Source organism: Micromonospora sp. WMMD754, from assembly GCF_049315235.1.
GTDB classification, from domain to species: Bacteria; Actinomycetota; Actinomycetes; order Mycobacteriales; family Micromonosporaceae; genus Micromonospora; species Micromonospora sediminicola.
In genome coordinates, this window is the sequence record NZ_CP186058.1 from 6,525,472 (window position 1) to 6,549,082 (window position 23,611).

Here is a 23,611-nt window from a genome sequence, read left to right on the forward strand (position 1 = left end):
CGACGCCTCACCGGGCGACGGCGCGCCGCACCCACCCAGGGCGGCTCCGGAGTCGCCCGACGCCACGGGCGGCGAGGGCGTACGCGGCCGTCGGCGGAAGGACCGCGAGCGCGGCGAGCCCCGCCACGACCGGGATCCGGGCGGCGGGAACGTCCGTGGCGACCGACGCGGCGACGGCGTAGCCGACGGCCAGGCCGATCCCGGCGGCCCCGGCGAGCGCCGACGTCGCGACCACTCCCCGGCGCCGGCCCGCCACCTCTGCGACGGCCACCGCGGGCAGGAAGAGCAGCGGCAGCAGGGCCAGGCCGACCACCGCCGCGACCAGCACCAGCAGCGGACCGGCCAGCGGCCCGCCCGGGTCGGCGTCGGTGACCAGCGCGTACGACAGCAGGCCGAGGTAGCCGACGACCGCCTCGCCGAGGACCACGAGCCAGGCGGTGGCCATGCCCACCAGATGACGAGCGACCACGACGCTCCCTCCCCGTCGGGGTGTCGTCCCCCGCGGACGGTAGCGAACGCGAGGCACCTCGCGTCAGTGGGGCGTCAGCACGCAGAACTCGGTGCCGTCGGGGTCGGCGAGCACCACGTCGTCGGCCGTGTGCCGGCCCGTGCCGACCCGGGTCGCGCCGAGCGCGACCAGGCGGTCGACCTCCGCGTCCCGGTCGCCGCCCGACGGGACGACGTCGAGGTGCAGCCGGTCCCGTCCGTCGCTCGGCATCAGCGGCGGGCCGCTCCAGGTGACCTTCGCGCCGCCGCCCGGCGACTGGATCGCGGTCTCCTCGTCCTGGTCCCAGACCAGCGGCCAGCCCAGCGCCGCGCGCCAGAAGTAGCCGACCGCCCGGGTGCCGTCGCAGTTGACCGCGCCGATCGGCCCGCAGCCGGCGAGGAAGGTGTTGTCCGCCTCGATGACGCAGAACTCGTTGCCCTCGGGGTCGGCGAGCACCACCTGCCCGTCGTCGGGGCCCTGCCCGATGTCGATGTGCCGCCCGCCCAGGGCCAACGCCCGGGCCACCGTCTCCCGCTGGTCCCGCGGGGATCCGCTGGTCAGGTCGAAGTGCACCCGGTTCTGCGTGGTCTTCGGAGTGGGGTTCCGGAGGAAGCGGACGCGGAAGCCGGGGTCGCCGTCGGGCAGGAGCGCGACCCCCTCGCGCGGGTCGTCGACGATCTCCCGACCCAGCACCCCCGACCAGAACCGGGCGAGCCGCAGCGGCTCCACCGCGTCGACACTGATCGCGTAGAGGTGACTCGTCATCGCGGTGCTCATCTCCGATCCGCCGTCCGAGCGTCTGTCGACAGGTCGGGAGCGTAGGGCGGAGCGGGGCCATCCGCAGCCGAATATCGGGCGGGCTACTTCGCCGGCAGGGCCCGGGCGGAGCGGACCCCTCGGTCGACCCAGCGGGCCAGGTCGGCGTCGCGCTCGCACGCGGCGGGGTCGACGGTCACCCAGCCCCGCATCGGCCGCCCGCGCATCACGGTCGCCCCGGCGCCGGGCTCGGCCAGCGCCGCCTCGGCGTCGGCCGGATCGACGCGCACCATCAGGCCGCCGGCGCCGCGCACCACCACCGACATGTTGCCGCGCAGCATCATCGCCAAGCCGCCGAACATGCGCCGTTCGGTGACGCCGGGCTCGCGCCCGACCAGCTCCCGCACCCGGTTCGCCAGGTCCTCGTCGTAGGCCACCGTCACATCCTGGCACCGGGGTCCGACACCCACTGTGCGCGCTTGTTAAGAAGGGGCCCTTCCTCTACCGCAGGCGTTAAGAAGGGGCCCTTCCTTACCCCTCAGGCGCCGACGCGCTGCTCGGGGATGGACAGCCCGTAGAGCGCCATCAGTTCCGGGCTGTCGATCCGGCTGCCGTCGGCCACCGCGTCGCAGGCGATGTCGACGATCTGGTCCTTGTGCGCCAGCAGGTAGGGCCGGGCGCCGACGTCGGCGCTGGCCAGCGTGGCGATGCCGGACCAGTGTCGGCGGCCGAAGAGCATCGGGTAGCCGCGCAGGCCGTCGTAGGTCGCGCAGACCAGCACGTCCGGGTACGGCAACGCGGTCACCCGGCGGACCGCCGTCGCGGTGAGCCCGGGCATGTCCACCGGCACCACGACGACCGCCTCGATGCCGTCGTCGGTCAACGCGGCCAGCCCGGCCCGGATCGAGGAGCCCACGCCGGTCCCCCACGCCCGGTTGACCACCACGGTGGCGCCGGTGAGGTCGGTGGTCTGCCGCACCTGTTCGGCCGCCGCGCCCAGCACGACCACGACGTCCGCGCAGCCCGCCTCGGTCATCGTGTCGATCATCTGGCTCACCAGCGGCTTCTCGCCCTGGTGCAGCAACGCCTCGGGGCCGCCGATGCGGCGGCCGCCACCAGCGGCGATGATCATTGCAGCGATCCGGTTCAGCGGTGCCCCCTCGACCAGGGGGACGGACCGGGCACAGCCGCGCCCGGTCCGTCCCGTCGTACGCACACCGGACCCAACGAGCACGATCAGGGCCGGGTAGCGGGGCAAATCGGAAAATTGTGGGACTATGCCGCGTCGGCGTAGCAGTCCACCGTGGACAGATCGAGCGGGAAGCGGACCGGCGTGTCGCCGAACAACAGCCGGGTGGCCCGCTCGCCGGCCGCGGTCACCGCCTCGGCGACGGCGGCGGCCTGACCGTCCGGACAGTGCACCATCACCTCGTCGTGCTGGAAGAAGACCAGCTCCGCCCCGGTGCCGGCAAGCTCGGTGCGCAGCGTGGCCAGCAGCGTCGAGGCCCACTCGGCGGCGGTGGCCTGGATGACGAAGTTGCGGGTGAAGCGCCCCCGCGACCGGGCCGCCCGGGCCGACGGGCTGTGTGGATCCACCTCGCCGTCCGGCGCCGCGTCGTCCCCGTCGGCGAAACCGACCGAACCGGGCGGGCAGGTGCGGCCCAGCCACGACCGGACCAGGCCGCCGGCCTCGCCGGTGCGGGCGGCCGCCTCGACGTAGCCGAACGCGGTCGGGTAGTTCTTCCGCAACACCGCCAACGCCGGCACCGCCGCACCGCCGGTCTGCCCGTACATCGCGCCGAGCAGCGCCACCTTGGCCCGGGGCCGGTCACCGCCGAAGGCATCCCGGGCCAGCGCCGCGTAGAGGTCGCCGGCGCCGCCCGCGGCGGCCAGCCGCTCGTCACCGGAGACCGCGGCGAGCACCCGCGGTTCGAGCTGGCCCGCGTCGGCCACCACGAACGTCCAGCCCGGGTCGGCCACCACGGCCCGGCGGATCACCTTCGGGATCTGCAACGCCCCGCCGCCCCGGGTGGCCCACCGGCCGGACACCACGCCACCCGGCACGTACTCCGGGTGGAACCGGCCGCCGGACACCCAGGCGTCGCGCCAGGCCCAGCCGTGCGCCGTCCAGATCCGGTAGAGCTCCTTGTACTCGAGGACCAGCGGCACCGCCGGGTGCTCCACCCCGCGCAGCACCCAGGCCCGCGTGTTGGGCAGCTCCACACCCGCCCGGGCGAACGCCCGCAACAGCTCCGCGGGCGAGTCGGCGTGCAACCGGCGTACGCCGAACGCGGCGGCGATCCGCGCCTGCAGCTCGGCCAGCCGGCGCGGTGGCCCACCCACCGGGGACGCCTCGCCGAGCAGCTCCGCCAGGATCGCGTCGTGCACGTCGACCCGCCAGGGCAGCCCGGCCGCGCCCATCTCGGCGGCGACCAGCGCACCGGCCGACTCGGCGGCCACCAGGAGCCGGAACCGGCCGGGATGGGCGGTCGCGGCGATCCGGGCGAGCTGGTCGGCGTACACCCGGGTCAGGGCCGGGACGCCCGGGCCCGCGGGGCCGGACGGCGGCTCGAAGAGCGCGGCCTGGCCGTGCCCGGGCGGCTCCGGCGGGCGGGGCGCCGGATCCGGCGGGACCGGCGCGCCGGTCAGCCGGGCCCAGGCGGCGGGCAGCGCCCGCGGCTCGCCCCAGCGGCCGGCGTGCCCGAGCAGCAGCGCCTCGGTCAGCTCCACGTCGTGGCAGCGGTCGAGCCGGACGCCGGCACGCAGCAACCCCGGGTAGACGCCGCCGCCGGTGGCCCACACCCAGCGGGGCCGGTCGGCGGCCTCGCGGGCGGCCACCGCGCCGGCCAGGTCGACGACGTCCTCGGCCGGGCCGGCCGGGCGACCGCTGGCGTCGAGCGGTTGCAGCACGCCGCCGCCCCGCTCGTCCGCCACCACCGCCACCAGCACGGAGGTGATTCTGCCTCGCCCCACCGACATGCTGTGCGGGAAAGGAAGGGCCCCTTCTTAACGCCTCCGGTAGAGGAAGGGCCCCTTCTTAACAACGGCGGTTAAGAAGGGGCCCTTCCTTCCCCCGGGGGGGCGGGCGGGTGCTACTTGCTGACGCCGGCGGTGAGACCGGACTGCACCTGGCGCTGGAAGACGATGTACACGATCAGCACCGGCAGCATCGCCATCGTGACGCCGGCGAACAAGCCGGACCAGTCGGACTTGTAGCCCTGGTTGACCGACAGCTCGATCAGACCCTGCGCGATGACCTGGTGCTTCGGCTCACCGGCGACCGACTGCATGAGCAGCGTCGGCAGGTACCACTGGTTCCACTGGCCGAGCACGTTGAAGATGCCGATGCTGATCAGGCCGGGCTTGGCCATCGGCAGCATCACGCTGAAGAACGTACGGGTGTGCGACGCCCCGTCGACCTGGGCCGCCTCGGCGATCGAGTCGGGCAGCGTCCGGAAGAACGAGTGCATGAAGAAGATCGTGAACGACAGCGACCACGCCACGTAGACGAGGATCAGCATGAGGTGCTTGTTCGGGCCGAGCAGCGGCAGGCTGACCCCGGTGTTGTAGACACCCTTGAACAGCGGCACCGCGGCCAGGTAGATCGGCAGGGTCAACCCGGACAGGAACATCCAGTAGATCAGCCGGTTGCCGCGGAACTCGTAGCGCGCCAGGGCGTACGCGGCCATCGAACCGAGCAGCATCGTCAGGGACACGCTGAAGACGAGCACGAGCAGCGTGTTGAGGAAGAAGCTGTCGATCCCGGCCGTCCAGGCCCGGGCGAAGTTGTCCCACTGCAACGCGGCGGGGATCAGCGACAGCGGCTCGCGGATCACCTCCGAGTCCGTCTTGAGCGCCGACATCACCACCCACAGCAGCGGGTAGACCACCATGATCGCCCAGACCGCGAGGAACAGGTGGGAGAAGCCGTTGAAGAACCGGCCGCCGAGGCCGTTGCCGGCGCCCTTGACCCGCCGCCCCGTCGGCGGGCCGGACGGCGGCTCCGTGTCGGGTCGGGTCCGGCCGGAGGAGTGCGTCACCGTGCTCATCGTCCAAACCTCCTCAGAACTCGATCCGCTCACGGCGGGTGATCCGCAACTGGAGCGCGGCCAGCAGGATGGTGAAGATGGCCAGCGCGACGGCGATGGCGCAGGCGTAGCCGAACTGGCCCTTCTGGAACGCGTTGAACTGGATCACCGAGGCGAAGATCTCGCTGGCGTGGTTCGGGCCGCCCTGGCTCGGCGTCATGACGAAGACCAGCGCGTACATGTCCAGCGCGATGAAGCCGAGGTAGACCCAGGCGACCGAGATGCTGTCCCGCAGCAGCGGCAGGGTCACCCGGAAGAAGGTGTGGAAACGACCCGCGCCGTCGAGGATCGCCGCCTCGTAGATGTCCTTCGGGATCGACTGCATGGCGGCGGAGAACAGCACCATGTAGAAGCCGGCGCCGCTCCACACCGCGATGAGCAGCAACCACCACAGCACCGCGGGCACGCCGAGGAACGGCTCCGGGTCGGCGGTGAACGCGATCGGGTTGTCCGCGTCCACCAGTCCGATCTTGATCAGCAGGCCGTTGATCAGACCCTGCCCGTCGGTCCGGTAGATCTGCTGCCACATGACCGCGATGACGACCAGCGACAACACCTGCGGGAAGAAGAAGATCACCTTGTAGATCCCGGAGCCGAACACCCCGCGGATGCCGGCCCTGTCCTCGCGTCCGCCCACGTTGAGCAGGAACGCGAGGAACAGGGCCAGCGCGATCGTGAACAGCGGCACGGTGACCAGGAAGAACACGTTGTGCCAGAACGCCTTCCGGATCAGCTCGTCGGAGAACAGCCGGACGTAGTTGTCCAGCCCGACGAAGTTCTGGGAATCCGAGTACCCGCCCCAGTCGGTCAGCGAGTAGCCCGCCGCCTGGGCGAACGGCCACACCACGTAGAACAGGTACAGCGCGACGGGCAGGGCCAGGAAGCCCGTGACGAAACGCGCGACTCCGTGCCGCATTGGACTCACTTCCTCGACGATGTCAGGCGGTGCGGGTCTGCTTCTTGATCGACGAGTCCTTGGCGACCTTGTCCGCGGCCACCTGCATCTTGTCGACGAACTGCTGCGCGGTGAGCCGGCCGGCCATCAGCTCCTCGGAGAGGTTCTGGCTCTCCTTGTCCAGGTCGGCGTAGAAGTCCGGGAACTTCACCGAGATCAGCTCTCCGCTGCCGCCCTTGACCAGGTTGTTCGCGCTGGCCAGCGCGCTGTCCTGGACGTTGTCACCGGAGCCCTTGGTGGAGGCCAGCGACTTGGTCAGCTCGGCGAACTTCGCCGAACCGGCCTTGGACAGGATGGCCCGCAGGAACTCCTTCGCGGCCTCCTTGTTCGGCGCCTTGCTGGGCACCACGAAGCCCTCGCCGGAGGAGGCGAAGACGTCCTTGGCGGCCTTGTCGCCCGGCTTGCTCCAGTAGTCGGAGATGGTCAGCTCGAAGCCCGGCGGGATGGTCGCCGACATCTCGTTCTTCAGCCAGGTGCCGACCTGGATGAACGCCGCCTTGCCGTCCAGCCACGCCTGCTGCGACTGGGTGTGGTCCAGCTTGCCCGGCAGGAGCAGCTTGTCCTTGACCAGCTTCTCCCACGGCTCCAGCGCGGCGACGATACCGTCGGCCTTCCAGGCGCCGTCCTTCAGGTTGTCGATGTCGACGACGGCCTGCTTGCCGACGGCCTTCCAGATGCTCGCGAACAGCGCCCACCGGGGGTAGTAGCCGTGCGCCGCGTCGTGCACGTACGGCGCCATGCCCTTGGCCTTGATCTTCGGCGCCAGCGCGAAGAACTCGTCCCAGGTGGTCGGGGCGGTCCAGCCCTCCTTCTTGAAGAGCGCGGCGTTGTACCAGTTGCCCCAGACCGTGTAGGCCACGTTCACCACGTAGAACTTGCCGTTCTGGGTGCCGTCGGCGACGGTGCCCGGCAGCAGCGAGTCGGCCACCGTCCCCTCGCCGTCCCACGCCGGCGCGGTGAGCAGGTCGTCGAGCGGCTCGATGGCGCCCTCGTTGATCAGCGTGCTGCGGTCCATCATGTCGGCGCCCGAGTTCATCACCAGGTCGCTCGGCTGGGTCGCCATCTTCGGCTGCTCTTCGGTCTTGATCTTCTGGGTGGAAGACATGTTGACCGTGACGTTCGCGTGCTTGGCGTTGAAGATGACCTTGTCTTCCTTGGCCCACTGGTCACCCAGGCCACCGTTGAAGACGACCACCTTGACGGCGCTGCCGTCCTTGACGCCGAACGGGTTGTCCTTGCTCTTGGCCGCGCCGCCGCCGTCGGACTTGCTCGGCTCGCTGCCGGCGCAGGCGCTGAGCAGACCGGCGGCCGGGACCGCGATCAGGCCGGCCGCGGCAGCGCGCTGCAACAGGGTCCGGCGGCTGAGGTCGCCGGACTTCTCGGGGGTAACCGACATCTTGTCTCTCCTTGTGGTGTCGGGTCAGGCGGTCCGCCGGAGGCGCCCGGCGTACCGCGACTCGAGGGCGAGGTTGTGCTCGTCCCCACCGGGGACGTTGGCGGAGAGGTAGACAGGGGGTACCTCTCCGGCCTGGTGGAACCGTCGTACGACCTCGGCGGTCAGCAGCTGCGCCAACAGCGCCGCGGTGACCGACGAGACCGCACAGACCGCGCCGCCGCCCTCGAGCGGCAGCAGTGCGTCGCCGTACGGCGCGCCGTTGTCCAGCACGACGTCGGCGAGGTCGGCGAGCCGTTGCCCGGACGGGTGCCGAGGGGCGACCCGGGCGGTGTGCTCGACCGAGGTGACCGCGATCAACGGATGGCCGCCCCGCTTGACCAGCGTCGCCAGCTCCACCACGGAGCCGTTGATGCCGGACTGCGAGGCGACCACGAACACGTCCTCCGGCTGCGGCGCCGCCAGGGCGTAGAGCTGGTGCGCCACCGCCGGGTCGCGTTCCAGCTTGGGGTCGGCGAGCACGTCGCGGGGCGCGTCGCCGTGCAGCACGAGGTCGTGCAGGGAGAGTCGGTTGGTGGGGACCAGGCCACCGGCGCGGGCCACCAGTTCGGCGGCGAACGCCTCCGAGTGGCCGGCGCCGAACGCCTGGAGGACGCCGCCGGCGCGCAGGCCGCCGGCGATCAGGTCGGCCGCCCGGTCCACCACGGCGGCCTGGCTGTCGACCAGCCGGTCGAGCACCGGGCGGACGGCGTCCGCGTACCGCTGGGCACTGATCATGTGTGGGACCCCTTCGCGGCCTTGTGCCCGTCGACGGCCTGGGCGGTACGCCGGAAGGCCGCGTGGGCGCGGTCGTGGGTGCGCTGCGCCACCGCGATGTAGAGCAGGTCGAGCACGACGAGCTGAGGGTGCCGGGCGGAGAGCGCGTCCGGCCGGAACGTGGTCGCCTGGCTGGCGGTGACCAGCACGATGTCGGCCAACTCGGCCAGCGGCGAGCGGGGGAAGCCGGTCAGCGCGACGGTGGTCGCCCCGCGGCTGCCCGCCTCGGCGAGCAGCTCGATGGTCTCGCGGGTCTGGCCGGTGTGCGAGATGCCGAGCGCGACGTCCCCGGCGCCCAGCAGCGCGGCGCTGGCCAGCCCCTCGTGCACGTCGCTCCAGGCCCAGGCGGCGACGCCGATGCGGTGCAGGCTGAACTGCATCTCCTCGCCGACCAGCGCGCTGCCGCTGGCGCCGAAGATGTTCACCCGGCTGGCCCCGGCGATGGCCACCGCCGCCCGCTCCACCTCGTGCAGGTCGAGCAGCGCCGCGGTGTCGTGCATGGCCCGCGTGTCGGCGGCCATGATCTGGTCGAGCACCCGGGACAGCGGGTCGCCGGGCTGGATCTCGCGACCGATGTCGACGGTCCAGCCGGCGGACCGGGCCCGGCCGGTCTCGGCGGCGATGCCGAGTCGCAGGTCGGCGTAGCCCTCGAAGCCCATCGCCCGGCAGAACCGGGTGATGGTCGCCGGTGACGTGCCGCTGCGCTCGGCCAGCTCGACGATGGTGGCCCGGGCCGCCGCCTCCGGGTCGCTGAGCACGTGCTCGGCGACCCGGCGCAACGCCCCCGTCAGCTCCCCCGCGCCGGCCCGGACCCTGGCCAGCACCCCGTCCGAGGAGACGGTCACCGCACCCCGCCGGTCGACCGCGTCGGCGTCGACCACCGCGGTCCCCGCGGGGGTGTCCACCTCGTGATCAACCATCGGACGCCTTTCGGAAAGAGTGTTAACTGTTAGTGGTAAAAGTTCTTACTGAAGGCCCCTCCGTGTCAAGAGCGTGGGCGAAGTTTTCAAACTGTTACCTGACGCACAGCCGCGATCTTGCGTCCGGGAACGTGGCCGACCAGCATGGGAGCCATGTCGGACACCGTCGTGGTCGGCCTCGACGTCGGAGGTACGTCCACCCGCGCCACCGCGCTGAACCTCGACGGCGTACGCCTGGGCGACGGCCGCGCCGGCGGCGGCAACCCGACCAGTCACGGCGCCGAGCGGGCCGCCGCCGAACTGCTCGCCGCCCTCCGCGCGGCGCTCGCCGAGGTCGACCCGACCCGGGTACGCGCCGGCGTGATCGGCCTCGCCGGCGCCGGCCGCCTCCTCGCCGACCCGCACGGCCGGGACGCCTTCGACCGGGCCTGGGCCGAGGCGGGGCTCGCCTGCCCGTACACCGTGCACGGTGACGCCCTGGTGGCCTACGCCTCCGGGACCGCCGCGCCAGAGGGCACCGTGCTCATCGCCGGCACCGGCGCGATCGCCGCCCAGGTACGTGACCTGCGCCTGGACCGCACCGCCGACGGCCACGGCTGGCTGCTCGGCGACGCCGGCTCCGGGTTCTGGCTGGGCCGCGAGGCGGTCCGCCGACTCCTGACCGACCTGGACCGGGCCGACGCCCCGGGAGCGCTCGCCCGCCGCGTGCTCACCGAGCTGACCGGCACGACCGAGGTGGCCGCCCGACCCCGGGCGACCGCCGATGCGGTCGTACAGGCGGTGACCCGGCGGCCACCGGTGGACCTGGCCCGCCTCGCGCCGCTGGTCGTCACGGCGGCCCGGGAGGGCGAGCCGACCGCCGCCGCCCTGATCGGCGAGGCCGCCGCGCTGCTGGCCGAGAGTGTCTCCCGGATCCGCCCGGCCGGCGCGACCGATCCGGTGGTGCTCGGCGGCGGCCTGCTCACCGGCGACACGCCGTTGGCCACCGCCGTCCGGTACGAGCTGACCGTCCGCTGGCCGGACGCCCCGCTGCACAGCGCCGGGGACGGTGCCGCCGCCGCGGCCTGGCTCGCCGCCCGGGACCTGCCCGAGGTGGCCGACCCGGCCGCGCTGCACACCCGCCTCGTCCCGCCACCGGCCTGACCCCCGCGCCCCGCGCCCCGCGCCCCGCGCCCCGCGCCCCGCGCCCCGCGCCCCGCGCCCCGCGCCCCGCGCCCCGCGCCCCGCGCCCCGCGCCCCGCGCCCCGCGCCCCGCGCCCCGCGCCCCGCGCCCCGCGCCCCGCGCCCCGCGCCCCGCGCCGACGGACGATAACCCCCAACGCCCTGTCGAGCTGATAACACCAACGACTCACCCTCACCCACAGCCGCTGTGAGTCGTTCGTGTTATCAGCTCGACAGGCGACGGAAACCACGTCCCGTCCGTGACCGAGAAGTCGATGACGTGAACGACCCAGACTCGCCGGGCACGCAGCTCCACCGGCTCGGTGGAACACCGTAGGCGCCACACCAGCCCGCCCGCACCCACGACGTTCCACCCACCGCGCCGCCGGCAGAGCCCGACCCCTGCTGACGGTGTGCGGCATCCAGGCCTGCAGGCGGTCAGGGCAGTGCGGTCAGCGTGGCGGCGAGACGGGTCCAGACCTGGGTACGCCAGCCGCCGTCGAGCAGGGTGAACGTCCGCCGCTGCAGCGGGTCGTCCGGGTCGAAACCGGCGTGCTCCAGGAACAGCCGGGTGCCCCTGCCCTCGGGGACCAACGTCCAGGTGACCACCGTGTCGAGCGAGCCACCACGCCACGCCCACCGCAGCCGCCGTGGCTCGTCAAGTTCCAGCACCTCGCAGTGGACCACCCCGTCGAACCCCTGACCGGGGCGCGCGACCGTGCGGAAGGTGAAGTGGTGCCCCGGCACCGCCCGGAAGTCGTTCGGCATGAGCCACCGTTCGAGGAGATCGGAATCGGTCAGGGCCCGCCACACCTTGGCCGGGGGGTGGGGCAGGAACTGGTCCACCGCGATACGCGTCGGTTCACTCATCGGGCAGCTCGTCCAGCACCTCGCGCAACCCGGCCAGGCGGGAGCGCCAGAACCGCTCGTACGGGGTGAGCCAGTCGGCCAGTTCGCGCAGCGGCTCGGGGCGCAACGCGTAGAACCGCTGCCGCCCGACCGGCTGCTCGGTCACCAGCCCGGCGTCCTTGAGCACCCGCAGGTGCTCGGACAGGCTGGGTCGGCGCATGTCGAACCGGTCGGCGAGCCGCTGCACCGGCTGCTCCCCCTCCTCGCGGAGCAGCCGCAACAGTTCGCGCCGGGTGGGGTTGGCCAGGGCCGCGAAGACGTCCGGCTCAGACACGGGTCTCCTGCAACGCGATGCCGTTGCCGTCCGGGTCGGCAAGGGTGACGTACCGGCCCCAGGGCGCGACCTGGATCCCGTCCTCGGCGAACACGACCCCCCGCTGGCGCAGCCGGACGACGTCGGCGTCGAGGTCGTCGCTCTCCAGCACCAACCCTCGGAGCGAGCCGGCGGGCATGCTGTCGAACCAGGTGACCAGCGTCAGCGTGGTCGCGGCGCCCTTCGGGGCCACCTGCACCCAGCGGCCGCCGGGCCCCATCGGGTTGTCCCGCACCAGATCCAGACCGAGCACGTCGACGTAGAAGTCGCGGGCCCGGTCCTGGTCGCTGACGGGTACGGAGACGATCTGCACGTGGTTGACGGACATGCCCGCCAGCATAGGTAGGAGATTTCCTACCGGTCAAGCGGAGGAGAGGCCGGCCGCCACGACGGGCGACCGGCCTGCGTACCTGCTCAAGCGGTCGGGTACCCCTGCGGCCCGGAGCCCTGCGGCGGGGTCGGGTATCCCTGCGGGCCCGGAGCGTGCGGCGCGGTCGGGTGCCCCTGCTGGCCCGGACCGTGCGGCGCCACCGGCTGGCCGTGCGGCGGCGCCGCGTGCCCCTGTCCGGCCACGCCGAAGGGGGCGCCCGCCTGACCCGGAGCCGGGTAGCCGGGAGCCGGCTGGCCGTGCGCCGACGGAGCGAACATCCCGGGCTGCGGCGCGCCGGCGAACTGGTGCGCCGCGGCCTGCTCGCGGGCCTCCTTGCGGGCCTTCACCGCCCGCACGGCCAGCAGGATCGGCAGGACGAAGACGTAGAAGAAGATCTGGTAGCGGCCGCCCTCGAAGAGGAAGAACAGATAGAAGCCGTAGGCGAACATGGCGAGCCCGACGACCACGTTGAGGATCCGGGAGCCGGTCCCCTGCTCCTTGACGGCGATGCCGAGGGCGACCATGGCGATGCCGCCGAGCAGCAACAGCAGTGTGTAGATGAGGAAGAACATGGAATTCCTGTCGATGAGGTGAGCGTGCCGGCTCACCCTAGGGGAGCACGGTCATCCGCACTGCCCCGTTGCCTGTGGCAACGACCTCACTTGAGCTGCCCGGCGGTCAGGCCGGCCTGGACCTGCCGCTGGAACGCCACGTAGACCACGAGCACCGGCAGCACGGCGATGGTCAGGCCGGCGAAGAGCTGGGCGTAGTCGCCGGCGTAACCCTGGCTGACCGCGAGCGAACTGAGTCCCTGGGCGAGCATCCGGTCCTGCCCGTCGCCGGGGATGAGCACCTGGGGCAGCAGGAACTGGTTCCAGTGACTGAGGAAGTTGAAGATGCCGACGCTGATCAGTCCCGGTCGCGCCATCGGCAGCATCACCCGGAAGAAAAGCCGGAAGTGCCCGCAGCCGTCGATCATGGCGGCCTCCGCGATCGAGGTCGGCAGCGTCCGGAAGAAGGCGGTCAGGAAGAACACCGTGAACGGCAGCGAGTATGCGGTGTAGACCAGGATCAGGCCCGGCCAGGTGCCGAGCAGGCCGACGCTGCGCACCACGAAGAACAGCGGCACCAGGGCCAGGAACACCGGGAACATCATCCCGCCGACGAACAGGTAGTAGACCACCTGACGGCCGCGGAACTCGTAGCGCGCGAAGACGTACGCGGCGGTGGCGCCGAGCAGCATGGTCAGCGTCAGCGAGCCGGTCACCACCACCAGGCTGTTGAAGAAGAACCGGCCGATGTGGGCGTTGGTCCAGGCCCGCCCCCAGTTGTCGAACCGCAGCGCCTCGGGCAGGCCCCAGGGATCGGCGATGATCTCCCCGTTGCTCTTCAGCGAGCTGAGCACCATCCAGGCCAGCGGCAGGATCGTCATCGCCGCCCAGAGCAGCAGGAAGCCGTGCGAGAAGACGTTCGCCACGCCCAGCTCACGCCGGGGCGGACGGTCGGCCGGGGTGGCCGCGCCGGTCGCGACGGCGGTCGGGGCGCCGGTATCCACTGTGGTCACGAGTACTCGATCCGATCACGCCGGGCGGTCCGCAGCGCCAGCACCGCCACCGAGAGGGTCAGGAAGAACATGGCCACGCCGATCGCGGAGGCGTACCCGAACTTGTTCTCGCTGCCGAACGAGGTGTCGTACATGCGCAGGCCGATCACGTCGGAGGAGAAGTTCGGCCCGCCGTTGGTCATGAGCTGCACCAGGATGAAACCGTCCAGCGCCGCGATGGCCAGGTAGATCCAGGCCACCTGGATGGTGTCCCAGAGCAGCGGGATGGTGATCTTCCGCAGCATGGTGGCGCGGGAGGCGCCGTCGAGCAGCACCGCCTCGTAGATGTCGCGCGGGATGGCCTGCATCGCGGCGCCGAACAGCACCACGTAGAACCCGACGTTGCTCCACACCATCACGGCCAGCACGCACCAGAACGCGAACCTCGGGTCGCCGAGCCAGGCCGGGGTGGCCAGCCCGACCGCCCGCAGCCCGCCGTTGAGCAGACCGCTGGTCGGGCTGTAGATCTCCTTCCACAGCAACGCGATGATCACCACGGAGAGCACCTGCGGGAAGAAGTAGACGAGCCGGTAGACGGCCGTCCCGCGTACCCCGGTGACGCCGGCGCGGCCCTTGCGCCCGCCCATGGTGAGCATGCTGGCGAAGAAGAGACCCAGTGCGATGGTCACCACCGGCACCACCGCGAGCAGGATCGCGTTGTTCTTCAACGCGTTCCAGACGTACCCGTCGTGCAGCAGGGTGCGGAAGTTCGCCAGGCCGACCGGGTCGGCCTCCGCCGAGTAGCCCAGCCAGTCGGTGGTCGAGATCTGGAACGCCTGAAGGTACGGCGAGAGCACGAAGATGCCGTAGAGCGCCAGCGGTGGCAGCAGGAAGCTGAGGATCAGCGGGTATCGGCCGTGTCGCATCCGAGCGTCACGCGGCCCGCTTGTACTTCTTCACCGAGCTGTCCTGCGCGATCGAGTCGGCGCCCTTCTGGCACTGGTCGAGGAACTCCGCCGGGGAGATCCGGCCGCTGAAGAACTCGCCGCAGGCCGCGTCGACCAGGTTGCGCTCCAGCTTGCGGTAGTAGTTGTTGTAGACCCAGTTGAAGCCGTTGGAGCCGGACGCGTCCAGCGCCTTGACCACGGTGCTGAGCCCGTACGGCAGGTCGATGCCCTCGGTGGCGCCGGCGACCACGGGCAGGCTGGCGACCTTCTTCGTGAAGTCCTGGGCGCCCTTGCGCGACAGCATGGTGCGGAAGTACTCCAGCCCGCCGGCCACGTTCTTCGCCTTCGCCGGCACCATGAACGGCTCGCCCGCGGTGCCCCGGATCGCCTCGAACGGCAGCTTGTCGCCGCTGCCCAGGCTCGGCGTCGGCGCGACGGTCATGTTGAAGCCGGCCGGCGTGACGTCCTTCTGCTCGCTCTCCAGCCAGGAGCCGCAGGAGATGAACGCGGCCTTGCCCTGGCACCAGGCGGTCTGCGACTGCTTGTGGTCCAGGCCCGGCGAGCCGTCGAGGATGAACTTGTCCTTGACGATCTGGTGCCAGGCGTCGGCGGCGGTCTTCATGGCGTCCGACTTCCAGGCGTTGGGCTCCAGGTTGTCGATGGCCAGCGCGACCGAGGGACCGCCCAGCTTGATCGCGGTGGAGATCAGCGGCCAGCTCATGTAGCGGGGATGCACGCCGGCGTACGTCCAGGGGGCGATGCCGGCGGCCTTGATCTGGCGGCAGAGCGCGATGTGCTCGTCCCAGGTCTTGGCGTAGGTCCAGCCGCGGTCGGCGAAGAGCTTGGTCGAGTGCCAGATGCCGTAGACCGTGTAGGTGTAGTTGAGCACCAGGAACCGGCCGTCGTAGGAGCCGACCTCGACGGTGCCGGGCAGCAGCGTGTCCTTCACCGTCTTGCCGGGCGTGTCGAGGCTGGGCGCGGCGAGCAGCTCGCCCAGGTCGGCGATCGCGTTCTGGGAGACCAGGCCGTTGAAGTCGATCTGGCCGGCGCCGGAGTTGTTGACCACGTCCGGCGGGCTGCCGTCGACGAAACGGGGCTGGAGCGTCTTGCTGATCTCCGCGGTGGCCGAGTGCTTGATCTCCGCCTTCGGGTACTTCTCCTTGTACATGGCCTCGTGCGCCTTGGCGTACTCCTCGCCGAAGCCGCCGTTGAAGATCACCACCTCCAGTGGCGCGTCCTCCTTCACCCCGAGCGGGTTCTGCTCGCTCTTGGTGCCCTGGTACGCGCCACCCTCGCCCTTGTCGTCGCCACCGGAGGTGGCGCAGCCGGCGAGCAGACCGGCGGCGGGGGTGGCCAGCAGACCGGCGGCGGCGCTGCGCCGGAGGATCTCACGCCTGTTCATCGCAACTCCTCGGTTCGTACGCGGGGTGGCGGATCTGTCGCTTGTCTTCACATCGGCTGTTGTTGCTGAAGAATTTCTACGCTGACGCGACGCGGATCACAAGACTTCTCGACCGATCCGTTATCCGTACCGGTCGCCGACGGCTGGCATAGCCTGGCCCCATGCGCCGCCTGCGGCAGCTCGCCGAGCGCACGCCGCCGGGGCGGGAGCGCTACGTCGACCTGCTCCGGGCGCTGGCCATCACCATGGTCGTGCTCGGCCACTGGGGCGTCACCGTGATCGGGTACGAGCACGGCCGCCCGGCCGGCCGCTCGGCGCTGGCCGACCTGCCCTGGACCTGGCCGCTGACCTGGGTGGCCCAGGTGATGCCGGTGTTCTTCCTGGTCGGCGGCTATGCCAACGCCGCCTCGCTGGCCGCCCGCCGGCGTCGCGGCGGATCTGCGACCGGCTGGCTGGTGGACCGCAGCGCCCGCCTGGTCCGACCGACCACCACGTTGCTGCTGGTGCTCGCCGCCGGCGCCACGGTCGCCACGCTGCGCGGCGCCGAGGCGACGCAGGTGCGCACCGTGGTCTGGTTCGCCACCATCCCGCTCTGGTTCCTGGTGGCGTACTTCGCGGTGGTGGCGCTGACCCCGCCGATGGTGGCGCTGCACCGCCGGTTCGGGCTGGTCGTGCCGGCGGCGCTGGTCGCGCTCGTCGCGCTCGGTGACCTCGGCCGGCTCCTCGGTCCGGCCGGCCTTGCCGACGGCAACTACCTGTTCGCCTGGCTGGCCGTGCACCAGCTCGGTTTCGCCTGGTACGACGCGACCCGACCGGCGCAGCCGACCAGCGACACGCCCGGTGCCGGCCGTCCCGGCAGATCGGCGGCGACGGGCGTCGGACCGCACGACGCCGTCGGCCGCGCCGACGGCCGCCAGGGTCACGAGCGGACCGGGTTACGCCGACGCGAGCTGCCGCTCTCCCCCCGGGCCGGCACGATCCTGCTGGCCGGCGGCCTGGTCGCGCTGGTGCTGCTCACCGTCGTCGGGCCGTACCCGGTGGCGATGCTGCACGTGCCCGGCGAGCGGCTGGACAACGCGGCGCCGCCGAGCCTGGCGCTGCTCGCCGCGGCCGCCGCCCAGCTCGGGCTGATCCTGCTGCTGCGCGGTCCGGCCGGGCGCTGGCTGCGCCGGTCCGGCCCGTGGCAGGCGGTGATCGCGGTCAACGCGGTGGTGCTCACCGTCTTCCTCTGGCACCTGACCGCCGCGATCCTGCTGGTCGGTCTGCTCGACGCGCTCGGCGTGCTGCCCACCGCACCGGTCGGCACGGCGACCTGGTGGGCCTGGCGGATCCCGTGGCTGGCGGCCCTGGCCGTGGTGCTGGCCGTGCTGGTCGCCGTCTTCGGCCCGGTCGAGGCCCGCACCCGCCGCCCGTCGGGCCCGCCCGGCGGCCGTGGCCGAGCCCGCGCGCACGGCCGGGTGTCGACCGCGCTGGCCGTCGCCGGGTACGCCGCCCTCGTCGCCGGTCTGCTGCTGAACAGCCTCGCGCCGAAGGAGGCGGCCGAGCCGCTCGGCCTGCCCGCCCCGGCGCTGGTGGCGTACCTGGCCGGGGCGGGACTGCTGCGGCTGCTCAGGTCTGGGTGGGGAAGCCGAGGTTGACCCCGCCGTGGCGCGGGTCGAGCCAGCGGCTGGTGACCACCTTGCCCCGGGTGAAGAACGCGACCCCGTCGGCGCCGTGCGCGTGCAGGTCGCCGAAGAGCGACGCCTTCCACCCGCCGAACGAGTAGTAGGCCATCGGCACCGGGATCGGCACGTTGATCCCGACCATGCCGACCTCCACCTCGTGCTGGTACCGCCGGGCGGCCCCGCCGTCGTTGGTGAAGATCGCCGTGCCGTTGCCGTACGGGTTCGCGTTGACCAGTTCCACCGCCTCGTCGTACGAGCCGACGCGCAGCACGCTCAGCACCGGGCCGAAGATCTCGTCGGCGTAGATCGACATGTCCGGGGTGACGTGGTCGAACAGCGTCGGGCCGAGCCAGAAGCCGCCCGGCTCGCCGTCCGGCGTGACGTCCCGCCCGTCCACCACCGGCACCGCGCCGGCCGCGATCCCGGACTCCACGTAGGAACGCACCCGCTCGGCGTGCGCGGCGGTGACCAGCGGACCCATGTCGCAGCCACGTCGACCGTCCCCGGTGCGCAGCCGGCCGATCCGCTCGGCGATCCGCTCGACCAGCGCGTCCGCCACCGGCTCCACCGCCACCAGGGCGGAGACCGCCATGCACCGCTCCCCCGCCGAGCCGAACCCGGCGTTGACCGCCGCGTCGGCGGCCAGGTCCAGGTCGGCGTCGGGGAGCACCACCATGTGGTTCTTCGCCCCGCCCAGCGCCTGCACCCGCTTGCCGGCCAGCGCGCCGCGCTGGTGCACGTACCGGGCCACCGGGGTGGAGCCGACGAACGACACGGCCCGTACGCCGGGGTGGTCGAGCAGGGCGTCGACCGCCTCCTTGTCGCCGTTGACCACGTTGAGCACACCGTCGGGCAGGCCCGCCTCGGTGAACCACCCGGCGAGCAGCAGGGCGGCACTCGGGTCCTTCTCGCTCGGCTTGAGCACCACCGCGTTGCCGCAGGCCACCGCCACCGGCACGAACCAGAGCGGCACCATCACCGGGAAGTTGAACGGGGAGATCACCGCGACCACGCCCAGCGGTTGCCGCAGGCTGTAGGAGTCGACCTCGGTGGAGACGTTCTCGCTGAACCCGCCGCGCAGCGCCGAGGGGATGCCGCAGGCGTACTCGATCACCTCGAGCCCGCGTTGCACCTCGCCGGCGGCGTCCGCGAGCACCTTGCCGTGCTCGGCGGTGATCACCTCGGCGAGCCGGTCCCGGCGGGCGTGCACCAGCTCCCGGAACGCGAACAGCACCGCCGTGCGTCGGGCCAGGGAGGCGTCCCGCCAGGCGCGGGCGGCGCGCTCGGCGGCCTCCACCGCGCCGGCCACGTCGGCCGCGCCGGCCAGCGCCACCCGGGCGCTACGGCGGCCGGTGGCCGGGTCGAAGACGTCGCCGCGCCGCTCGGACTCTCCGGCGGTCGGCTTGCCGTCGACGTAGTGCCCGATCACGCTCACGCCGCCTCTCCGACCGACGACCGGATCGCGTCGACCAGGATGGCCAGGCCCTCGCGGGCCTCGTCCTCGGTCAGCGTCAGCGGCGGACCCATCCGCACCACGTTGCCGTACAGCCCGCCCTTGCCGACCAGCAGGCCGCCGGCGCGGCACGCCTCGAAGACCCGGGTGGTCAGCTCCGCGTCCGGCTCGACGGTGCCGGGGCGGACGAACTCGACGGCCAGCATCAGGCCCTTGCCGCGTACCTCGGCGACCTGGTCCAGCTCGGCGGCGGCCGCGCGCAGGCCGTCGGCGAGGATCGCGCCGACCCGGGCCGCGTTGGCCTGCAGGTCGTGGTCGAGCAGGTAGTCGAGCACCGCGTTGCCGGCGGCGGTGGAGATCGGGTTGCCGCCGAAGGTGGAGAAGCTGATCGCCGGCACCGACTCCAGGATCTCGGCCCGGCCGACCACGCCGGCCAGGGCGAAGCCGTTGCCGACGCCCTTGGCGAAGGTGAGCAGGTCCGGTGTCACGCCGTGCGCCTGGTAGCCCCAGAAGTGCTCGCCGGTGCGTCCCCAGCCGGTCTGCACCTCGTCGCTGATCAGCAGGATGCCGTGCTCGTCGAGCACCTTCTTCCAGGCGGCGAGGAGCCCGTCCGGGCCGTGCACGAAGCCGCCGACGCCCTGGATCGGTTCGGCGATCAGGCAGGCCACGTCGCCGGCGGTCTGGGTGGCGAGCACCTCGCGCAGGTCCTCGACCGCGGCGTCGACCCGGTCGTCGGCGTCGAGCCGGGCCAGCAGGCCGCGCAGCCGCTCGCCGGAGTGCAGCCAGGCCACCTGCAACGGGTTGAGCGCGCTGGCCGACCAGCCGCGGTTGCCGGTCACACCCATCGCCGCGTACGACCGGCCGTGGTAGCTGTTGCGCACGGCGAGGATCTGGTGCGAGCGCCGGTGGTTGGTGGCGACCAGCAGGGCGGCCTCGTTGGCCTCGGTGCCGGAGTTGGTGAAGAAGACGCGGGCGTCGGGGATGCCGGAGAGCCGGGCGACCTTCTCGGCCAGTTCCACCTGCTGCCGGATCAGGTAGAGCGTGGAGGTGTGCACGAGGCCGGTGCGCAGCTGCCGCTCGACCGCCTCCCGGATCTCCGGGATGTCGTGGCCGACCATGGTGGTCAGCACCCCGCCGAAGAAGTCCAGGTAGCTGCGACCGGCCGCGTCGGTGACCCGACGACCGGACCCGGCGACGAGTTCCAGCGGTTCGGCGTAGTAGAGGGGCATCCAGGACGGGAGTACGGCCCGGTGCCGGGCGAGGAGGTCGTCGGACGTCATCGGCGCACCCTTCAGCGGCGGTCTGGTCCCCGCACGCTCCCACCGCGCCCGGACAGGGACAACTGCCACTGTGTCGCGCGGCGACGCCCCCGACCTGACACCACGTCAAGCGGTCGTTGCGCTTTCCGGAGCGAAACGGGCCATCTGCCGAGCTTCCCGTCGCCGGTCGACGTGCTCTACCACGCGATCCGCAGCGCGGTCGCGTCACGGCCGCGACCGACAGGCGCCGCCGGTAGCATCCGCCGGGTGCGGACGACTCAGGTGGAGCTGCCGGCCGGCGTGGCGGGGACGAGCCACGCGGAGCTGCTGTCCGGAGTGCGGTCCTGGGTGGAGTCACCGCCACTGCGCGGCCTGGTGGCCCGCTTCGGCGGCGACTGGCCGGCCGGCGACCTGACGGCGGTGCTGGCCGGGCTGGACGTGTTCTCCGCCCGGCGCTGGGACTTCCGCCAGGGGCGGGAACGCCCGGACGCCCGGGAACCGGCGTTCGACCCGGGGACCGCCGGACTGGTGCTGGCCGCGGCCACGGCGCTGGGCCTGGTCCGGGCCACCCCGCCGGCCCGCTCCGGGTACGCGCACCTGCTGGTCCTCGGCGGGCTGGCGCACGCGTGCCTGCGGCGCACCGCGTACGCGGCGCTGCTGGCCCGCACGGCCCGGGTGGCCGGCGAGGTGGCGGTGCTGGGCAGCTTCCGGCCGCTCTCAGAGGCCGAGTCGGCGATGCTGGCCGCGGCCGGGGTGCCCGGGTGCGCCACCGAGGTGGACGTCCTGGACGCCGGCGTACGGCTGGCGTTCGGGGCGGACGAGCCGGCGCGGGAGAGCGGCGGGCCGGCCGACCACCCGCACCGCGCCTGGTCGTCGCGCACCTACCGGCCGGCCGGGCTGCCCCCGGTCCGGGTGCTCGCCGCGCCGTCGAGCGAGCCGGAGCGCCGCCGGGCGCACACCGCCGACACGCAGCGGTTCTGGGCCGAGCACGTCCGGCTGCGCGCCGGTGACCCGGTGCTGATGGTGACCGCGCCGATCTACGTGCCGTTCCAGCACTGCGACGCGCTGCGGACGCTGGCCGTGCCGTACGGGTGCGGCATCGAGACGGTCGGGGTGGACCCGGCGGCGAGCGCGCCGGTTCCGGTGCCGGAGCCGACCCTGACCCCCGGCCGCTATCTGCAGGAGATCCGCTCCGCGCTGCGGTCGATGCGCGCGTTGCACGCGGCGCTGACGACCGGCTGACCGGCCCGGACCGGTGGCCGGCGCCCGGCGAACCGCCGCGCGCCGGCCGATGGGTCGGGTGCTCAGTTGACGTAGACGGCCGGGCTGCCGGTCTTGCTGGTGTCCTTCACCGGCGAGTAGGTCGCGGTGAAGTACGCGGTGCCGAAGCAGAGCGACGGACCGGAGAACTTGGTCAGCGTCTGGTTGGTGAAGGCGATCGAGTTGGTGGCGTTGGCCGCCGTGCCGGTGAGCGTGTTCGTGCTGGTCCGGTAGACGCAGGTGATCGGGCCGAGCAGGGAGTTCAGCACGACCGTGCTCTGGATCGGCGCGGCCGCGGTGCCGGAGATGGTGACCACGCCCGCGCTGGTGACCGAGGTGGTGTAGGGCAGGTTGTTGACGGTCACGCTCTGCACGCCGGTGGTGCCGAAGACGTTCGTGGTGCAGCTGCTGAACGTCTGCGCGGTGAGGCTCTCGGTGGCGGTGCCGGGAGCGGTCGGGTTGCTCAGCACCTTCGCGCTGAAGCTGGACGCGGCGCACTTGATGCCGCTGGTGCCGCTGGCCGACGAGTAGAAGGTGGCGTTGGTGCCGCTCTTCAGGCTGGCCTGGATGACGTCGTTGACCGACACGGCGGTGCCGGCGACGCTCGGGTAGGTCAGCACGGCGCTGGCCAGCGAGGTGGAGGGGGCGGCGGTGGCGGGGGCGGCGCCGACCAGACCGGTCAGCAGCGCCAGGGCGGCGAGGCCCGCGCCGATGCGTCCGTACGTGGGCATGGGGGTTCCTTCCGGGGGTGGGACGGGGACGTGCCGGCGGCGTCCGGGACGGACGGCGCCGGGGGTGGTGAGCCGCCGCGACTCAGCGGGACCGGCGGCGTGGGGCACTGCGGCGACGCCGCGTCACCTGCTTCTCTCCGCCCTTGGGAGGACGCCCGTGGGCGGCGATAATGGCAGCCATTCGGGCCCTCCTTCGACGCGACAGGGGTGACCGTTCGAGAGATCACCGGCGGTGACGGGGCGTGGACTGAGCGTGTCGAAAGTTATAAACCTCAGAGGGTCGTAAAGTCAACGCATCAAGGAAGGCCGATATCTTGACCACGCAGAGCCCGCCACCGCCGGCGCCCGCCCCGCTACCGGGCGCGCGGCACGGCCGCGACCCCGACCGCGCCATCAAGCGCGGCCCGCGGCGGGTGCCGGCCGAGGAGGTGGCGGCGACCCAACGCGACCGCCTCTTCGACGGGCTGGTGCGGGAGGTCGCGACCCGGGGGTACGACGCCGCCCGGGTCAGCGACATCTGCCATGCCGCCGGGGTCACCCGGCCGGCGTTCTACGCGCTGTTCAGCGGCAAGCAGGACGCGTTCCTCGCCGCGTACCGGCACGGCATCTCGGTGGTCTCGCAGCTGATGGAGGGCGCCTACCGGGACGCCGGGCCGGACTGGCCGGACGCCGCCCGGGCGGCGCTGCGCACGCTGCTCGACGTGCTCGCCAGCGTGCCCGCCTTCGCCCGGATGGCGCTGGTCGAGGTGGACGCGGCCGGTCCGGACGCCCGCCGGGAACGGGACGCGCTGCTGCACAGCTTCCGCCGGTTCTTCGCCGACGCGGGTCCCGGGCCGGCGGTCACCGGGGTGGACCGGGACGTGCTGGTGTCCACGGTGGTCGGTGGCATCCACGCCACGATCCGGGGCCGGGTGGCGCAGGGACGGGCCGAGGAGCTGCCGGCGCTGCTGCCGGTGCTCACGTACGCGGCCACCGCGCCGTTCCTGGGGCCCGACGGCGCCCGGCGGGCCACCCGACCGACCCGTCCGGACGACGGTCCGAGCACGACCGCGCCCTGCGCGCCGACCGGCCAACCCTGACCGACCCGGTGGGAAACCGCTGCGGTTTTTCACTTTTGCCGCAATTCACACATGCCGCCCAACTCGCCGCTACGGGCTGTTGACCGCCCCTTTACCCAGCGGTAA

Annotated in this window: 24 protein-coding genes; 4 read left to right on the forward strand and 20 right to left on the reverse strand. The window is 72.6% G+C overall.

Annotated features, from left to right (window positions below):
• Positions 1–7: 7 nt before the first annotated feature.
• The 10 genes from ACN27B_RS30470 to ACN27B_RS30515 form a co-directional block, all read right to left on the reverse strand.
• Positions 8–469, reverse strand: a complete 462-nt coding sequence (locus tag ACN27B_RS30470; protein WP_422742794.1) for a hypothetical protein — start codon at positions 467–469, stop codon at positions 8–10.
• 63 nt (positions 470–532) lie between these two features.
• Positions 533–1,252: a VOC family protein gene (locus ACN27B_RS30475; RefSeq protein WP_422746139.1), complete on the reverse strand. Its 720-nt coding sequence runs from the start codon at positions 1,250–1,252 to the stop codon at positions 533–535.
• Between the two features lie 95 nt (positions 1,253–1,347).
• Complete coding sequence (locus ACN27B_RS30480) at positions 1,348–1,680, reverse strand: TfoX/Sxy family protein (RefSeq protein ID WP_422742796.1); 333 nt, start codon at positions 1,678–1,680, stop codon at positions 1,348–1,350.
• A gap of 101 nt (positions 1,681–1,781) precedes the next feature.
• Positions 1,782–2,375 carry a nucleotidyltransferase family protein gene (locus tag ACN27B_RS30485; RefSeq protein WP_091573508.1) on the reverse strand — a complete coding sequence of 198 codons (594 nt, stop codon included), beginning with the start codon at positions 2,373–2,375 and terminating at the stop codon, positions 1,782–1,784.
• 143 nt (positions 2,376–2,518) lie between these two features.
• Positions 2,519–4,222 (reverse strand): bifunctional 3'-5' exonuclease/DNA polymerase, encoded by a 1,704-nt coding sequence (locus ACN27B_RS30490; protein ID WP_422742798.1) that lies wholly within the window; start codon positions 4,220–4,222, stop codon positions 2,519–2,521.
• 113 nt (positions 4,223–4,335) lie between these two features.
• The gene (locus ACN27B_RS30495) at positions 4,336–5,292 is read right to left on the reverse strand and encodes a carbohydrate ABC transporter permease (protein WP_099164459.1); all 957 of its coding nucleotides are present in this window, start codon (positions 5,290–5,292) and stop codon (positions 4,336–4,338) included.
• 13 nt (positions 5,293–5,305) lie between these two features.
• Positions 5,306–6,247, reverse strand: coding sequence for a carbohydrate ABC transporter permease (locus ACN27B_RS30500; protein ID WP_091573506.1), 942 nt, complete (start codon positions 6,245–6,247; stop codon positions 5,306–5,308).
• Positions 6,248–6,269: 22 nt separating this feature from the next.
• Positions 6,270–7,682, reverse strand: coding sequence for an N-acetylglucosamine/diacetylchitobiose ABC transporter substrate-binding protein (ngcE, locus tag ACN27B_RS30505; RefSeq protein ID WP_091573505.1), 1,413 nt, complete (start codon positions 7,680–7,682; stop codon positions 6,270–6,272).
• 24 nt (positions 7,683–7,706) lie between these two features.
• Positions 7,707–8,456 carry a sugar isomerase domain-containing protein gene (locus tag ACN27B_RS30510; RefSeq protein ID WP_098747937.1) on the reverse strand — a complete coding sequence of 250 codons (750 nt, stop codon included), beginning with the start codon at positions 8,454–8,456 and terminating at the stop codon, positions 7,707–7,709.
• Positions 8,453–9,415 (reverse strand): MurR/RpiR family transcriptional regulator, encoded by a 963-nt coding sequence (locus tag ACN27B_RS30515; protein WP_098747939.1) that lies wholly within the window; start codon positions 9,413–9,415, stop codon positions 8,453–8,455. Before ACN27B_RS30515 ends, ACN27B_RS30510 begins: the two co-directional genes overlap by 4 nt.
• A 153-nt stretch (positions 9,416–9,568) precedes the next feature.
• Here ACN27B_RS30515 and ACN27B_RS30520 point away from each other — a divergent pair, with 153 nt between their 5' ends.
• Positions 9,569–10,558 carry an N-acetylglucosamine kinase gene (locus tag ACN27B_RS30520; RefSeq protein WP_099164458.1) on the forward strand — a complete coding sequence of 330 codons (990 nt, stop codon included), beginning with the start codon at positions 9,569–9,571 and terminating at the stop codon, positions 10,556–10,558.
• Positions 10,559–11,014: 456 nt separating this feature from the next.
• On the opposite strand, the gene ACN27B_RS30525 is transcribed toward ACN27B_RS30520, so the two are convergent.
• The 7 genes from ACN27B_RS30525 to ngcE (ACN27B_RS30555) all read right to left on the reverse strand — a co-directional run bounded on the left by ACN27B_RS30525 (position 11,015) and on the right by ngcE (ACN27B_RS30555) (position 16,060).
• On the reverse strand, positions 11,015–11,446 hold the full coding sequence (locus ACN27B_RS30525) for an SRPBCC domain-containing protein (protein ID WP_396825050.1): 432 nt from the start codon (positions 11,444–11,446) through the stop codon (positions 11,015–11,017).
• Positions 11,439–11,759 (reverse strand): ArsR/SmtB family transcription factor, encoded by a 321-nt coding sequence (locus ACN27B_RS30530; protein ID WP_091573500.1) that lies wholly within the window; start codon positions 11,757–11,759, stop codon positions 11,439–11,441. Before ACN27B_RS30530 ends, ACN27B_RS30525 begins: the two co-directional genes overlap by 8 nt.
• The gene (locus ACN27B_RS30535) at positions 11,752–12,126 is read right to left on the reverse strand and encodes a glyoxalase superfamily protein (protein ID WP_422742804.1); all 375 of its coding nucleotides are present in this window, start codon (positions 12,124–12,126) and stop codon (positions 11,752–11,754) included. The genes ACN27B_RS30530 and ACN27B_RS30535 overlap by 8 nt, the downstream gene beginning before the upstream one ends.
• A gap of 86 nt (positions 12,127–12,212) precedes the next feature.
• Positions 12,213–12,740, reverse strand: coding sequence for a hypothetical protein (locus ACN27B_RS30540; RefSeq protein ID WP_396825047.1), 528 nt, complete (start codon positions 12,738–12,740; stop codon positions 12,213–12,215).
• A gap of 86 nt (positions 12,741–12,826) precedes the next feature.
• On the reverse strand, positions 12,827–13,732 hold the full coding sequence (locus ACN27B_RS30545; protein WP_371682256.1) for a carbohydrate ABC transporter permease: 906 nt from the start codon (positions 13,730–13,732) through the stop codon (positions 12,827–12,829).
• Positions 13,729–14,637, reverse strand: coding sequence for a carbohydrate ABC transporter permease (locus ACN27B_RS30550; RefSeq protein WP_091573498.1), 909 nt, complete (start codon positions 14,635–14,637; stop codon positions 13,729–13,731). Before ACN27B_RS30550 ends, ACN27B_RS30545 begins: the two co-directional genes overlap by 4 nt.
• Before the next feature lie 7 nt (positions 14,638–14,644).
• Positions 14,645–16,060 carry an N-acetylglucosamine/diacetylchitobiose ABC transporter substrate-binding protein gene (gene ngcE / locus ACN27B_RS30555; RefSeq protein ID WP_099164455.1) on the reverse strand — a complete coding sequence of 472 codons (1,416 nt, stop codon included), beginning with the start codon at positions 16,058–16,060 and terminating at the stop codon, positions 14,645–14,647.
• A gap of 161 nt (positions 16,061–16,221) precedes the next feature.
• Here ngcE (ACN27B_RS30555) and ACN27B_RS30560 point away from each other — a divergent pair, with 161 nt between their 5' ends.
• Positions 16,222–17,697, forward strand: coding sequence for an acyltransferase family protein (locus tag ACN27B_RS30560; RefSeq protein ID WP_422742807.1), 1,476 nt, complete (start codon positions 16,222–16,224; stop codon positions 17,695–17,697).
• On the opposite strand, the gene ACN27B_RS30565 is transcribed toward ACN27B_RS30560, so the two are convergent.
• The gene (locus ACN27B_RS30565; RefSeq protein ID WP_099164453.1) at positions 17,669–19,159 is read right to left on the reverse strand and encodes a CoA-acylating methylmalonate-semialdehyde dehydrogenase; all 1,491 of its coding nucleotides are present in this window, start codon (positions 19,157–19,159) and stop codon (positions 17,669–17,671) included. The genes ACN27B_RS30560 and ACN27B_RS30565 overlap by 29 nt on opposite strands.
• Entirely contained in the window at positions 19,156–20,457 is a 1,302-nt protein-coding gene (locus tag ACN27B_RS30570; protein ID WP_099164452.1) for an aspartate aminotransferase family protein, read from the reverse strand. Before ACN27B_RS30570 ends, ACN27B_RS30565 begins: the two co-directional genes overlap by 4 nt.
• 261 nt (positions 20,458–20,718) lie before the next feature.
• On the opposite strand from ACN27B_RS30570, the gene ACN27B_RS30575 reads away from it, so the two are divergent.
• Positions 20,719–21,678 (forward strand): hypothetical protein, encoded by a 960-nt coding sequence (locus ACN27B_RS30575; protein ID WP_422746141.1) that lies wholly within the window; start codon positions 20,719–20,721, stop codon positions 21,676–21,678.
• Between the two features lie 62 nt (positions 21,679–21,740).
• Here the strand turns inward: ACN27B_RS30575 and ACN27B_RS30580 are convergent, their stop codons facing one another.
• A complete protein-coding gene (locus tag ACN27B_RS30580; RefSeq protein WP_422742810.1) occupies positions 21,741–22,427 on the reverse strand; it encodes a Tat pathway signal sequence domain protein in 687 nt (228 codons plus the stop codon).
• A 314-nt stretch (positions 22,428–22,741) separates the two neighbouring features.
• Here ACN27B_RS30580 and ACN27B_RS30585 point away from each other — a divergent pair, with 314 nt between their 5' ends.
• Positions 22,742–23,506 (forward strand): TetR/AcrR family transcriptional regulator, encoded by a 765-nt coding sequence (locus ACN27B_RS30585; protein ID WP_099164450.1) that lies wholly within the window; start codon positions 22,742–22,744, stop codon positions 23,504–23,506.
• The last annotated feature ends 105 nt before the right edge of the window (positions 23,507–23,611 follow it).